At 65.5% G+C, this 12930-nt stretch carries 11 protein-coding genes; 7 read left to right on the top strand and 4 right to left on the bottom strand.

The window, feature by feature from the left end; genetic code table 11:
• Positions 1-191: 191 nt before the first annotated feature.
• Both PJ250_RS10365 and PJ250_RS10360 read right to left on the bottom strand, forming a co-directional pair.
• Positions 192-1616: a peptidoglycan-binding domain-containing protein gene (locus PJ250_RS10365; RefSeq protein ID WP_271644448.1), complete on the bottom strand. Its 1425-nt coding sequence runs from the start codon at positions 1614-1616 to the stop codon at positions 192-194.
• Between the two features lie 54 nt (positions 1617-1670).
• On the bottom strand, positions 1671-2237 hold the full coding sequence (locus tag PJ250_RS10360; RefSeq protein WP_271644447.1) for a lysozyme inhibitor LprI family protein: 567 nt from the start codon (positions 2235-2237) through the stop codon (positions 1671-1673).
• Between the two features lie 489 nt (positions 2238-2726).
• On the opposite strand from PJ250_RS10360, the gene PJ250_RS10355 reads away from it, so the two are divergent.
• Positions 2727-3494 (top strand): putative outer membrane beta-barrel protein, encoded by a 768-nt coding sequence (locus PJ250_RS10355; protein WP_271644446.1) that lies wholly within the window; start codon positions 2727-2729, stop codon positions 3492-3494.
• A 78-nt stretch (positions 3495-3572) separates the two neighbouring features.
• On the opposite strand, the gene PJ250_RS10350 is transcribed toward PJ250_RS10355, so the two are convergent.
• A complete protein-coding gene (locus tag PJ250_RS10350) occupies positions 3573-5807 on the bottom strand; it encodes a penicillin acylase family protein (RefSeq protein ID WP_271644445.1) in 2235 nt (744 codons plus the stop codon).
• 101 nt (positions 5808-5908) lie between these two features.
• The gene (locus PJ250_RS10345; RefSeq protein ID WP_271648596.1) at positions 5909-6808 is read right to left on the bottom strand and encodes a LysR family transcriptional regulator; all 900 of its coding nucleotides are present in this window, start codon (positions 6806-6808) and stop codon (positions 5909-5911) included.
• Positions 6809-6930: 122 nt separating this feature from the next.
• On the opposite strand from PJ250_RS10345, the gene PJ250_RS10340 reads away from it, so the two are divergent.
• The 6 genes from PJ250_RS10340 (at position 6931) to PJ250_RS10315 (ending at position 12894) form a co-directional block, all read left to right on the top strand.
• On the top strand, positions 6931-7803 hold the full coding sequence (locus PJ250_RS10340; RefSeq protein ID WP_271644444.1) for an aldo/keto reductase family oxidoreductase: 873 nt from the start codon (positions 6931-6933) through the stop codon (positions 7801-7803).
• 163 nt (positions 7804-7966) lie between these two features.
• Positions 7967-8593 (top strand): YiiX/YebB-like N1pC/P60 family cysteine hydrolase, encoded by a 627-nt coding sequence (locus PJ250_RS10335; protein ID WP_271644443.1) that lies wholly within the window; start codon positions 7967-7969, stop codon positions 8591-8593.
• A 408-nt stretch (positions 8594-9001) separates the two neighbouring features.
• Positions 9002-9925: a COX aromatic rich motif-containing protein gene (locus tag PJ250_RS10330; protein WP_271644442.1), complete on the top strand. Its 924-nt coding sequence runs from the start codon at positions 9002-9004 to the stop codon at positions 9923-9925.
• Positions 9915-11975 carry a cbb3-type cytochrome c oxidase subunit I gene (locus PJ250_RS10325; protein ID WP_271644441.1) on the top strand — a complete coding sequence of 687 codons (2061 nt, stop codon included), beginning with the start codon at positions 9915-9917 and terminating at the stop codon, positions 11973-11975. The genes PJ250_RS10330 and PJ250_RS10325 overlap by 11 nt, the downstream gene beginning before the upstream one ends.
• Positions 11972-12583, top strand: coding sequence for a cytochrome c oxidase subunit 3 (locus tag PJ250_RS10320; RefSeq protein ID WP_271644440.1), 612 nt, complete (start codon positions 11972-11974; stop codon positions 12581-12583). The genes PJ250_RS10325 and PJ250_RS10320 overlap by 4 nt, the downstream gene beginning before the upstream one ends.
• The gene (locus PJ250_RS10315; RefSeq protein WP_271644439.1) at positions 12583-12894 is read left to right on the top strand and encodes a cytochrome o ubiquinol oxidase subunit IV; all 312 of its coding nucleotides are present in this window, start codon (positions 12583-12585) and stop codon (positions 12892-12894) included. Before PJ250_RS10320 ends, PJ250_RS10315 begins: the two co-directional genes overlap by 1 nt.
• The last annotated feature ends 36 nt before the right edge of the window (positions 12895-12930 follow it).

Here is a 12930-nt window from a genome sequence, read left to right as displayed (position 1 = left end):
TGCGGTGAACCGGCGAAGCAGGCATGGGACGCCAGGCGAGGCACGCGCCAGAAAGTGCGCTTGATGCGTTAGCGACGGCCCAACGACCTTGCTCGCGCCCGCCCACACTGCGCATCGGAGAAGTGCCGCAGGCCCAGAAAGGAACGCCAGCAGTGACCTGCCGGCGCCCGATGTAGGCATCCGCAGTTCGCTCAGCGAGCCGGTGCCTGGACCTGGTTGGGCTGCGCCTGCTCGATTGCGAACTGGCGGTTGAACGCCTCCAGTTGCTGCGTGCTGGCCGCCACGTCCTGGCCAACCGCTTGGGCACGGTCCACATACACGCGCTGCGCGGCCGGATCGCCCAACGCCCCCTGCACCGCAAAGACGCCGGCCCCATCGGGGCGCGCCACCACCGCATCGACCTGTCGCATGCCGGCGACCTTGCTCTCGAAGGCCACCTGACCGGCCGCGTTCTCCAGCGCCTTGCGATCATCGAACAGCGGCGCCAAGCCCGCCTGTGCACGCTGCGCCTCCAGGCCTTCCAGCTTCTGCACGACATTCGCGTAGCGCGCGTGCTCCGGGTGGCCGCCGTCGGCCATCGTAACCACGGGCGTCGATGTAACCCGCTCCACAAGAGGCGGGGACACTGCCTCCTCCCTGGAGTTCGCTCTGACCGCAGCATCCAACGCGGCCAATGTCCTCGGACCTGCCTTGCCGTCCACATGAAGACCCTGCTGTCGCTGGAACTCCTCGACCGCAAAATAAGTGTTCCTGCCAAAGTCTTTGTCCGCCACCAGCGGCCTTCCATCCACGCCAACGGCGCCCAGGCCCGCCAGCTTTTCCTGCATCGCCTCGACGGCATCGCAGCGCTCACCCTGGATGAGCATGCCGTCGGCCATGGGATCGCTATGACGACGCGATCCGGTTTGACTAGGCTCCTCACCATAGATTTCGCGGTAAGTCTTTCCCCGGTTCTGATCAGGGTGCATTGCGATGTCTTCATATCGCGCAAGGGTGACCAGGCTTCCCTTCTCCGATTCGGCGCGTTCGATAAGGCTATTCCAGAGCTTTGGTGAGCTTTTGAAGTGCGCCTTGACGTTATCGACCTTGTAATCCTGTATGGCACCCACGATCTGCTCGTCGGTGATGTCGGACAGCTTGCAATCCTTGCCGAACTTCGCTTGCAGCCCCTTCTCGAAAATTCCGGGCGTCAGATCGCGATATTGGACTGAAGTGCTCCACAGCGCGTCCTGGACCGCCTTCCCACGATCACTCAAGTCGATGCCCTTAACCTTCAAGGCCTCGTGCTGAACGTCGTAGTAGGCACTCTTGATGAAATCATGCTGGTCCGAAGCAAACCCGGGATCGGACGCTGCAACCTCCTTCCACTTTGCGCTGAAACTCGCGGTTCCGGGATCCAACCCAGAGAATTGCGCACCGTACTTGGATTGCGCAAGGTACTCCTGCACACCCCCAGTATTAGTTGAAAATTGATAGCTCCCGTAAGACACGCCGCCATGATCGCCAGCACCTGACGAGACGGTGCCTGCGCCGCGCCCGCCCGTTTCATAACGTGTTGAAGTCTGGCCCAGACTCCAAGAAGCGACTGCCGCGTTTGCCTGCTCCAATGCGTCCATTGCTACCACCTTTCCTTATGGTCAACGAATCAGATTTTTTGGATCCGGAATAAATCAGTTTCCTGCAAGCTTCTGAAGTTCATCCGCACGATTGGTCGTGCGATTCAAGCGACATGACTGTGCATCGAGCATCTGACCCTGTCCCTGCGTTGAGGCATCCCATGCGCAGTTCTGATCCGTCTGCTTCAACCAGACACGCTGCGCCAACCTGAGCTTCGTGCGATCAGCGTCTGGCAACTTGGAAATGACGAGCTTATAGAGTCGATTCAATCGCGCATCCTGCCACGCAAGCTCCTCGTCACCACAAGCCTGCAGCGCAGCTGTTTCTCCACCGGTCCCATCCACACAGGCCTGATACTCCGGGCGCGTGTTCGAATCAGTGAAAGACGAATCCAGTGCTTCGCCTGGCGACGCGCCCGATTCGGGTTCCGCGTGATCAATCTCGTCTGGACCGGCTTGCGGAGAGTGAGGGGCAGCAACAGAACCAGCGATCGGCGCTTCTGTGGAAGCCGCATCTGCTGCAACGGGCTCGGCGCGACTGCACGCTGATGTCAGCAAGAAAAGCGCGATTCCAAGCACTTTCACCCCCACAGCCAACGGGTTGCATTGATTCCTTTTCATGCAGATTCCTGAATTTTTTCGTCGTCTCGCCACGACGCTTAATATTTTAATACAGTGAAAGAATTAATGAGCTTTGCACGGCCTTAAACTCGACCTAAAGGGTTCGGAATTCCGCCCCCCGTCGTCATGTTCAAGTCGTGAATTTTCCCGACTTTAAAGCACCGGCGTGACGAACCGGCGCACTTGTCAGCATCCACATGTACCACCCCTTGATGGAGTTCACGGTTTCGGCGTCAACGCCCCTGCTTGACAGGCAGCCAGCAGCACCCCTATGTTCACGCGCAGTTTAGGGGGTGTAACCGCTTTGCAGGGGATTGCAGGGCGAGGGCGTCATCTGCGTCGCGCGGCGTGAGTGGCAGCTTTTTCAAGAAGCCGCGCGTCCGCTCTCTTCATCTGCCTCGGCATCCGGCGATGCCGGGGACGCCTCTGTGTGCGGCGCAGGGACAGCAGGACAATCACCGGATGATCGAACCGCCACACAGGGGAACCATGAAGACCACCACCACGACACTGATCGCCTGCCTGGCGTTCGGCTTCGCCGCGCAGGCCAGCGCACAATCCATCTCGCCCGCATGGGATGCGTACCGCAAGCAGGCACGCGAGCAGCACCAGCAGCAAGTTGCGCCGGTCCAGCCGAAAGACGATTCGGCGAACGAAGCGCCCCAATCTGTCGCTGCAGCCGCGTCGGATACCGACGCGCCTTCGACGAGCCAGACGCCCTTGCCTGCATCCCCGGCGCCGGTATACACACCACCGCACCGGCATGAGACCCCGCGCAACCACAGCGGCGCGTTCGTAGGCGTGCAGGCGGGTAAGGGCTGGATCTATGAGGACATGGACCAGACCATGTACGGCTTCAACGCGGGCTACCGGTGGCGTGCGGGTGCCGCGTCCCTGGTCGGGTTCGAAATCGCCGGTGGACAGCTGGACCGCATCAGCGATTACCACGGCTACTATGCGCCGGCGATGCAGTTTGGTTCGGCAGGTGCTACCGCACGTTTCAATTTCGGCGACAGCCCCATGTTCGCGATGGCACGGCTCGGGTACTGGCATGCCGAGCCCAAGGGCGGTGGCTCCGAACGCGGCGACGGCGGCTATGCCGGATTTGGCTTTGGCGTGGACCTTGGCCACCATGTCAGCCTGATGCTTGCTTACACCGCCTATGTTTACGCCAACGATTACAGCGACGACCGCAACGACGATGTCCAGGTCAATCGTGCCGACTTGGTCGACTTCGGCGTCGAAGTCCGTTTCTGAGCGGCGCCTCGCCGGCGCCATGCGCAAAGGGGTGGGCCACATGGCCCGCCCCTTTTCATTCACCACTCAATCGCCCGCCTACTCGCCGGGGTGGTACACCCGCTCGGTGTGGCCCTTGAGCTGCTCGGGCCAGAAATACACGGTGCGCAGGTTGCCGGTGGTGTAGCGCTCGGCTTCGTCGTTGAAGTGCGGCGAATCCGGATGCCCGCTCTCGCCACCGGCGGTGATCGCGCGTGCGCGCACCTTCGGCCCGAACTCCACCACCGCCACGAAACTGTTGCCGCTGGTGCCGTAGTAACGCTTGGTGCCCGGCCAGCGATGCGCACCGAAGGACGCCAGCGAGCCCCAGCGCGAGGACACGAACGGCACCGGAATGCTCGGCTTGGCGTCGTCGAAGGTCTGCACGATGGCCCCATCGTTGCGCTGGAAGCGGTTGATCTCGCCCCACGGCACGCCCCAGCTGCCGAAGTCCTGCTCCAGCCGGTCCGAAGCCTCCACCAGCGCGGCCAGGCGCCGCTGTGGGCCGGCCTGGTCGGCCATGGCGTCGTAGATGGAGATCCCTTCGAAGGTATCGTCCTTGCGCACCTCGTCCCACAGCGTGTCGCCCCAGAACACCGCCAGCGAGGTCGGCATCGAGGCCACGCCCCAGCGATAGTCCCAGTGCCGCAGCAGTTCGATCTGCCCGGCCAGTTTTGCCCGCAGCGGATCGTCCGCGGCCAGCGCGTCGTAGTCGGCCACCAGTACCGGGACCTGCCGGGCGAATGCGGGCAGGTAGGGGTCGAAAGCCACCGTGATCAGCGAGGGCAGGGTCACGTTGGAGATATCGGTCAACAGGCGCGTGGCGTTCACGCCGCGCGGATTCTCGCCCACGGTGTCCATGTAGCGAGGAAAATCGGCGCGTTTGGGGCTGTAGGGCCCGGCGGCCGAGTACGGCCAATCGTTGGTGTTGAAGGCCCAGCCGTTGGGCGGGTTCACCACCTGCGGCAGGTCTTCCAGCGGGGTCGGGCCCTGCCAGTCGGTGGCCGGGTCCGCGCCGTCGACCGGCTTGGTGTAGTCGAAGCGGTCGTCGCGCTTGGGGACGAACTGCGGATGCAGGTAGGCGATCTCGCCCTTGTCGTCGGCGAACAGCGTGTTGTTGGACGAGTTGGCCTGGAACCGGGCCACTTGCATGTAGCTGGCGTAATCGTCGGCCTTGGTCCGCAGCCAGCTCTGCTGGAGCGCCGGCACCGGCGTGTTCATCAGCGCCATGGCGATCCACTTGTCGCCCAGGCTGCGCACGATCGGACCGTGGTGGGTGAAATACGCGGTGAAAGTCCGCTGCTCCAGCGTGCCATCAACCCGCTTGTACGGCACGGTGATCTGACGCGTGCGCACCGGCCGCAGCGCCTTGCCGTAGCGATAGAACAGCTTGCCGTCCTGGCGCACGATGGTCTCGGCGAACTCGTCCACCACATCGGCGCCGGTCGAGGTGTGCATCCAGCCGGCATGGCGGTTGAAGCCCTGATAGACGAAGAACTGCCCCCAGGTCACCGCACCGTAGGCATCCAACCCGGCGTCGCTGGACATCTGCAGTTCGGAGCGAAAGAAGAACGAGGTATGTGGATTGATCAGCAGCAGCGCATGCCCGTCGATGGTGCGGCTGGGCGCGATGGCAATGCCGTTGGAGCCGGTCGGCTCGATCCAGCTTGGGCGCATCTGCACCTGTGCCAGGGGCGCGTCGCCGGCCTTGCCATAGAACGCTTTCAGCCCGTCCAGCTGCACCCGCTCGATGTCCCCGCCGATGCTGCCTTCGGTGAAGGACAACGCCATCCACGGCTCGAAACGGGTGATCACGCGCGGATGCACCTGCGGGTGATCGGCCAGATAGGCATTGAGGCCATCGGCCCAGGCGTCCATCAGTGCCCTCAGCCAGCCCGGGCTGGCCGCGTAATCGCGCTTGAGCACCTCCGGGTCGATGAACAGCTTCTGCCGCAGGTCCAGCCAGATGGCGGACTCGCCCTCGGCCTCGGCCATGCGTCCCAGCGAAAGCAGGTAGTTGTGTTCTACCCGATTGAAGTCGTCTTCGGCCTGCGCGTAGATCATGCCGAACACCGCATCGGCGTCGGTCCGGCCGTGCACGTGGGCGATGCCCCAGTCGTCGCGGGTGATGGTGACGGCCTGGGCCCGCCGCTGCCAGCGCGCCTGCTCCCCGTGAGCGGGCTGGGCGTGCACGCCTGCGGACCACAGCAGTGCGGCGAGGACAGCGAAGACGGCGAGGCGGCGGATCGAACGGCGAACCGGCGCGTGCGCCCCGGCGAACTGGATAGCGGGCATGTGGTTCCCCATGGCGATTGATCTTCCGATGGCAGTCCGGCCCACCGTCGTGCCCCCGAGTGTTGCCCAAGCATGGCCATCGGCCAAGACCATGCCCGCCATCAGCCCACCGGGCGCGCCTGCTGTGCCGGTGCGCGCACGAAATCGATCAAGGCCCGCAACGGCGATGGCAGATGCCGACGGCCGGGGTAATAGAGGTAGGGGCCGCTGAAGCGCTCCGACCAGGGCTCCAGGATGGCTTCCAGGGCGCCGCTGTCCAGGTGCGGGCGCAGCCAGTCGTCGAACAGATGGATCACGGCCAGGCCATCGACTGCCGCCTGCACGGCCAGGTCGAGCGCGGCACCGGGGCGCACCTGCAGCGGCCCCTGCGGGTCCACCCGCACGATCTCCCCATCGCGTTCGAACTCCCACACCGGCACCGTGCCGCCGGAGAACTGCACGCGCAGGCAGGCATGGCCCAGCAGGTCGCTCGGATGCTGCGGCCGGCCGTGCGCCGCCAGATAGGCGGGCGAGGCGGCGGTGACCATGCGCTGGGTGGCTGGGCCGATCGGCAAGGCGATCATGTCCTGGGCCAGGCGTTCGTCGTAACGGATGCCGGCATCGCAGCCGGCGGCCAACACGTCGACGAAGCTGTCCTCGACCATCACTTCCAGGCGGATGTCCGGGTAGCGCTTGAGGAAGGGGGTGACGATGGCAGGCAGCACGGTCCGCGCCACGTTGGCCGGCACATTGAGCCGCAGGGTGCCGGCCGGGCGGTCGCGGAACAGATTGACCACATCCAGGCTGGCCCGCACTTCGGCCAGGGCCGGCGCCAACCGTTCGGCCAGGCGTGCACCGGCCTCGGTTGGCGAGACGCTGCGGGTGGTGCGGTGGAGCAAGCGTACGCCCAGCTGGGTCTCCAGCCGCTTGACCGCATCGCTGAGTCTGGACGCCGCGCCCTGGCCCGCGCGCGCGGCCTGGCGGAAGCCGCCGGCCTGGACCACGGCCAGGAAGGCGTGCAGGTCCTGCATGTCACCGGTCATTGTTCGCTGATCCGTACGGCCCGTGCGGATTGTGCCGGATTATCGAGCGGCTCTGGCGCGCCTATCTTGGCGGCTCATCCCTCACATCGCTGGAGCACGCTATGGATCCTTCAACTTCCGCCGGCACCTTCCTGCTGGGCGACCGCCCGGTCAGCCGCATGGGTTACGGCGCCATGCAGTTGGCCGGTCCGGGCGTGTTCGGGCCGCCCAAGGATCGCGACGCGGCGCTGGCCGTGCTGCGCCAGGCGCTCGCCGCTGGCGTCAACCACATCGACACCAGCGACTTCTACGGCCCGCACATCACCAACCAACTCATCCGCCAGGCCTTGCATCCGTATGCCGAGGACCTGGTGATCGTGACCAAGGTCGGCGCCGCCCGCGACGAGGAAGGCGCGTGGCTTCCGGCGCAGCGTCCGGAGCAGCTGCAGCAGGCGGTGCACGACAACCTGCGCAACCTGGGCCTGGACGTGCTGGAGGTGGTCAACCTGCGTCTGATGGGCGACGTGGAAAAGCCGTCCGAAGGCTCGGTCGCCCCCCAGTTCGAGGTTCTGGCCGAACTGCAGCAGCAGGGCAAGATCCGCCATCTGGGTCTGAGCAACGCCACCGCCGCCCAGGTGGCCCAGGCTCAGGGCATTGCGCCGGTGGTCTGCGTGCAGAACATGTACAACCTGGTCCACCGTGACGATGACGCGCTGGTGGACGCCCTGGCCGCCCAGGGCATCGCCTACGTGCCGTTCTTTCCGCTGGGCGGCTTCAGTCCGCTGCAGTCGCAGACCTTGCGCGAAGTGGCCGGGCGCCTGGACGCCACGCCGATGCAGGTGGCGCTGGCCTGGCTGCTGGCACGCTCGCCCAACCTGCTGCTGATCCCAGGCACCTCCTCGGTCGCGCACCTGCAGCAGAACCTGGCCGCTGCGGAACTGAGCCTGGACAGCGACGTCCTCGCCGAGCTGGATGGCATCGGTCGTCAGGCCTGAGCACGCGCATCGGGCGCGCGCCCATGGCCTGGGCGGGCCAAGCCGCCACCGCTCTGCCACCCGGATCGGCTTCCAAGCTGCGGCGCTGGGTGGCACGGCGCTGAATCCGCCGTGCTGCCTGCGCGGTGATAATGGCGCTCCTTCCCGCCCAGGCCATCCTGCGATGCGTGCGCTTGTCCTGCTGTTCTCGCTGCTGCTTTCCTCCATCGTCCCGGCCCTGGCCAAGGCGCCGCAGGTGCGCGACGGCGACCTGCTGTTCGTCAGCGCCGGCAGCACAGGATTGAGTGGTGCGATCGACGATGCCACCGGCAAGCAGGGCCAGCTCAGCTACGACCACGTTGCGCTGGTGGCGCATGACGGATCCGAACGCATCGTGCTGCATGCCGACGAGCAGGGCTCGCGCCAGCAGCCGCTGTCCGCGTTCCTGGACGAGGCCCGCGCCAAGCATCGCCATGTGGTGCTCTACCGCCTCAAGCAGGCCCAGCGCGACACGATCCCCGACGCCATTGCCACCGCGCGCACGATGCTGGGCAAGCCGTACAACGTCACCTACGTCCAGTCCGAGGACAGCTACTACTGCTCGGACTTCATCGAGCGCGCCTTCCGCGCACATCATGTCTTCGCGCTGCAGCCGATGAACTTCAAGAACCCGCAGACCGGCGAGATCTCGCAGTACTGGATCGACTTCTACAAGACCCGCGGCATGGCCTTGCCGCAGGACCAGCCCGGCACCAATCCCAACGACATGGCGGCCTCGCCGGCGCTGACACGCATTGGCGCATTGTTCTAAGGGCCCGCTGCCGAGCGGGCTGACGCCCTGCCCTAGGCTTCGCGCTACCGCACCGAAGTCATCGGGTGACGCCCGGAAACGCCCAATAGGTGACGGCTTCAAGACGTCCACGTGGTGGCCGTTGCCGTGCACATCGTCGATGGCTCATCTTTGCGCTTGCCACGCCTGCCGCTTGTCTTCATGCGGCCGAAATCCACCGCCGCGCGCTCATCGGCCAAGGCGCGCATTGCGCGATCACATGACGGCATGCGTGCCGGCGGACACGCACACTTCCCGCTTCACGTGTTCTTGCCGGCCCCGTTGCCTACCCTCGACGCCTTGCAGTTCTGTCATTTTCGAGGGCACGACCCAGAGTCGGATGCCCGGAACTGCGGCATCAACTCCGCTCCCCCCTCCCGAGGAGATCAAGTGCACAGGTGGGTCCCCGTACGCGTGCAGCTGCCGGCCAGGCGCCTGGCGCTGCTGGTCCTGCCCTTGATGCTTGGCCTGCCCGCGCTGCAGGCCGCCGCCACCTCGCTGACGCCACCTGCCGCTCCCATCGCCAGCGCCGAGCGCAAGCTGCTGGCCGAAGCGGTGGCGGTGATGCTGTTCGTGGTGGTGCCGGTGTTCGTGCTCACGCCGTGGGTGGCCTGGCGCTACCGCCGCCGCAACCCGCGCGGCCGCTACCAGCCGGGGTGGTCGTTTTCCTGGCTGCTCGAAGTGCTGATCTGGGGCGTGCCCGCCATCGTGGTGACCGTGCTGGGCTACAAGGTCTGGACCCGGACCCAGGCGCTGGATCCCTACCACCGGCTCAGTGCGGACACCGCGCCGCTTGAGGTCCAGGTGGTGGGACTGGACTGGAAGTGGCTGTTCATCTATCCCGAGCAGCACATCGCCACCGTCAATGCGCTGGTGTTCCCGGTGGGGCGCCCGGTGCATCTGCAGTTGACCAGCGACTCGGTGATGGTCTCCCTGCTGATGCCCAGGCTGGCCGGCCAGATCTATGCGATGCCGGGCATGACGACCCAACTGTCCTTCCAGGCGGACAAGGCCGGCCGGTATCTGGGGGAGAACACCCAGTACAACGGCAGTGGCTTTGCCAACCAGCGCTTCACCGCCCAGGCCATGCCCCCGCAAGACTTCGCCACGTGGGTGCAAGGCGTGCGCGCGAACGGCGAGCGCATGGACGCGGCGCGCTACGCCAAGGTGGCTGCGCGCGAAGTCCAGGATCAGCCGCTGTATTTCAGCCAGGTGCAGGACGGCCTATTCGATGGCCTGGTCGCCAAATACCACGGGCACTCGCATCTACCCGCCAACCATCCTCCTGCCGCGGGGGCCGCGCATGGGCATTGAAGCCAGCGTCAGCCCCTGGCTGGGCAAGCTGAGCCTGTCGGCCTTGCCCACTGACAGCGTCGTGGCCATGGGCGCGGCCCTGATCGCCGTCCTGGGCGCGCTGGGCATGGCTGGCTACATCACCTGGAAAGGGAAGTGGCGCTATCTGTGGCGGGAATGGTTCACCAGCGTGGACCACAAGCGCATCGGCATCATGTACGTGGTGCTGGCCCTGGTGATGCTGGCGCGGGCGGTGATCGAAGCCTTGGTCATGCGCCTGCAGCAGGCCGATGCGGTCAACCAGTCCGGCTTCATCTCGGCCGAGCACTTCGGCCAGCTGTTCTCCACCCACGGCAGCATCATGATCTTCTTCATGGCCATGCCGTTCCTGACCGGGATCATCAACTACGTGATGCCGCTGCAGATCGGCGCGCGCGATGTGAGCTTCCCGACGCTCAATTCCATCAGCCTGGCCTTGACCGCGGCAGGCGCGGCCCTGGTGATGATCTCGCTGATCCTGGCGCCGTTCTCCACCGGGGGCTGGTCGGGCTATGCGCCATTTACCGAACTGAGTTTCAGTCCCGGGGTGGGCGTGGACTACTGGATCTGGGCGGTGACGCTGGGCTCGATCGGCTCCACCCTGACCGGCATCAACTTCGCCGTGACCCTGTACAAGCAGCGCGCGCCCGGCATGGACCTGATGCGCATGCCGCTGTTCTGCTGGACCGCGCTGTGCACCAGCATCCTGATGATCTTTGCCATGCCGGCACTGACCGTGGCCACCGCGCTGCTGGCCCTGGACCGCTACCTGGGCATGCATTTCTTCACCAACGACGGCGGCGGCAACATGATGTTGTACGCCAACCTGTTCTGGCTGTTCGGCCACCCCGAGGTGTACATCGTGGTGCTGCCCTCCTTCGGCGTGTTCTCCGAGCTGTTTTCCACGTTCTCGGCCAAGCAGCTCTACGGCTACACCTCGCTGGTCATCGCCACCCTGACCATCGCGGTCCTCTCGTTCACCGTGTGGCTGCACCACTTCTTCACCATGGGCCAGTCGGCCCACATCAACGCGGTGTTCGGGATCGCCACGATGCTGATCGGCATCCCCACCGGGGTGAAGATCTACGACTGGATCTTCACCATGTTCCGCGGCCAGGTGCGCTTTCCCACACCGCTGCTGTGGGGCCTGGCGTTCCTGGTGACCTTCGTGATCGGCGGACTGACCGGCATCCTGCTGGCGATCCCGCCGGTGGATTTCCTGGTCCACAACACCACCTTCCTGGTCGCGCATTTCCACAACATGCTGATCCCCGGCACCTTGTTCGGGATGATCGCCGCCTACCAGTTCTGGTTCCCCAAGGCGTTCGGCTTCCGCCTGGAGGAGCGCTGGGGCAAGCTCGCCTTCGGCTGCTGGGTGGTGGGCTTCTACCTGGCCTTCATGCCGCTGTACGTGTTGGGCCTGGAAGGCATGCCCCGGCGCAGCGCGCAGGTGTTCGATCCCAGCCTCCGGCCCTGGCTGCTGGTAGCGGCCGGTGGCGCGGTGTTGATCACGCTGGGACTGGCGGCGCTGGTGCTGCAGCTGGCGGTGAGCATCCGCCATCGCGATCGCAATCGGGTGCCGGTGGGCGATCCCTGGGATGGTCGCAGCCTGGAATGGGCCTGCTCGGCGCCGCCGCCGGAATACAACTTCGCACGCATTCCGCAGGTCGACGCGCGCGATGCCTTCTGGGCGATGAAGCAGTCCGGCACGGCCTACATGCCCCCCCCGCGCTACGACGCCATTGCGCTGCCCCAGTCCAGCGCGATCGGTCCGGTGCTCGGCGGGCTGGCGCTGGCTGCCGCGTTCGGACTGGTGTGGCACATCTGGTGGATGGCCGGGCTGGGCGTGCTGGGCAGCATCGGCGCGGTGATCGTCTGGACCTTCGTACCAAGACCCGAGCGTACCCTCAGCGCCGAGCAGGTCGCGCGCACTGAAGCACGCTGGTACGCCGCGATCGCCGAAGCGACGCCCGCCTCGCGCGATGCGGAACACGCGACAAGCAACCGCGGCCTGGCCCAGGGGGGCGCATGAACGGGCGGATCCATCCGGGCATCAACCTGCGCGCCGGCGACCAGCAGCCGACCACCGAAGGGGTGATGTTCGGCTTCTGGGTGTTCATGATGAGCGATGCGGTGCTGTTCGCGTTGCTGTTCGCGGTCTACGCCAGCCTCTCGGGCAACACCGCTGATGGCCCGGATGCACGCCAGGTGTTCAAGCTGGCGCCGGCCGCGCTGGAGACCGGCACGCTGCTGCTGAGCAGCTTCACCTTCGGCCTGGCTTCGCTGGCGATGAAGTACCGCCAGTCGATGGCGTGGCTGCAGGGCATGCTGGCGGCGACCCTGGGCCTGGGGGTGATCTTCCTGGGACTGGAAATCCACGACTTCATGGACATGGCCAGGCAGGGTGCGCTGCCGCAGGTCAGCGGGTTTCTGTCCGCGTTCTTCGCGCTGGTGCCCACCCACTTCCTGCACGTGGCCTTTGGCTGTGTGTGGATCGTGGTGGTGATGCTGCAACTGCGCGTGTTCGGCCTGACCCATACCACCCGCACCCGGCTGCTGCGGCTGGGGCTGTTCTGGCACTTCCTGGATATCGTGTGGGTGATGCTTTTCAGCTTCGTGTTCCTGCGAGGGCTGCTGTGATGGAAGACCGGCAGGCCTTCGGCCGTGAGCTGCGTCGCTATGTGGTCGGCCTGGTGCTGGCCCTGGTCTTGAGCGGCGCGGCCTTTGCCCTGGTGGCATGGCACCCTCTGCCGCCCGACGGACTGCTGGGCGTGATCGCAGGCCTGGCGCTGCTGCAGGTCGTGGCGCACTTCCGCTTCTTCCTGCATATCGACCTCAAGCAGTCCCACCGCGACGACCTGCAGTTGATCCTGTTCACCGGCCTGATCATCGGGCTGATGGTGGCCGGCTCGCTGTGGATCATCTTCAACCAGAACCAGCGAATGATGTAACGCACGAGCCACACGCATGAGGCGCGGCGCCTGCGC

The sequence above is a fragment of the Pseudoxanthomonas sp. JBR18 genome (assembly GCF_028198165.1).
Taxonomy (GTDB): domain Bacteria; phylum Pseudomonadota; class Gammaproteobacteria; order Xanthomonadales; family Xanthomonadaceae; genus Pseudoxanthomonas_A.
Note: the sequence above shows the minus strand (reverse complement) of the source record. Positions and strands in the feature narration are given on the sequence as shown.

Bases quoted from the DNA above. Each gene is read 5' to 3' on its own strand.
- PJ250_RS10365 (WP_271644448.1), bottom strand. From the start codon at position 1,616: ATGGACGCATTGGAGCAGGCAAACGCGGCAGTCGCTTCTTGGAGTCTG.
- PJ250_RS10360 (WP_271644447.1), bottom strand. From the start codon at position 2,237: ATGAAAAGGAATCAATGCAACCCGTTGGCTGTGGGGGTGAAAGTGCTT.
- PJ250_RS10355 (WP_271644446.1), top strand. From the start codon at position 2,727: ATGAAGACCACCACCACGACACTGATCGCCTGCCTGGCGTTCGGCTTC.
- PJ250_RS10350 (WP_271644445.1), bottom strand. From the start codon at position 5,807: ATGCCCGCTATCCAGTTCGCCGGGGCGCACGCGCCGGTTCGCCGTTCG.
- PJ250_RS10340 (WP_271644444.1), top strand. From the start codon at position 6,931: ATGGATCCTTCAACTTCCGCCGGCACCTTCCTGCTGGGCGACCGCCCG.
- PJ250_RS10335 (WP_271644443.1), top strand. From the start codon at position 7,967: ATGCGTGCGCTTGTCCTGCTGTTCTCGCTGCTGCTTTCCTCCATCGTC.
- PJ250_RS10325 (WP_271644441.1), top strand. From the start codon at position 9,915: ATGGGCATTGAAGCCAGCGTCAGCCCCTGGCTGGGCAAGCTGAGCCTG.
- PJ250_RS10320 (WP_271644440.1), top strand. From the start codon at position 11,972: ATGAACGGGCGGATCCATCCGGGCATCAACCTGCGCGCCGGCGACCAG.
- PJ250_RS10315 (WP_271644439.1), top strand. From the start codon at position 12,583: ATGGAAGACCGGCAGGCCTTCGGCCGTGAGCTGCGTCGCTATGTGGTC.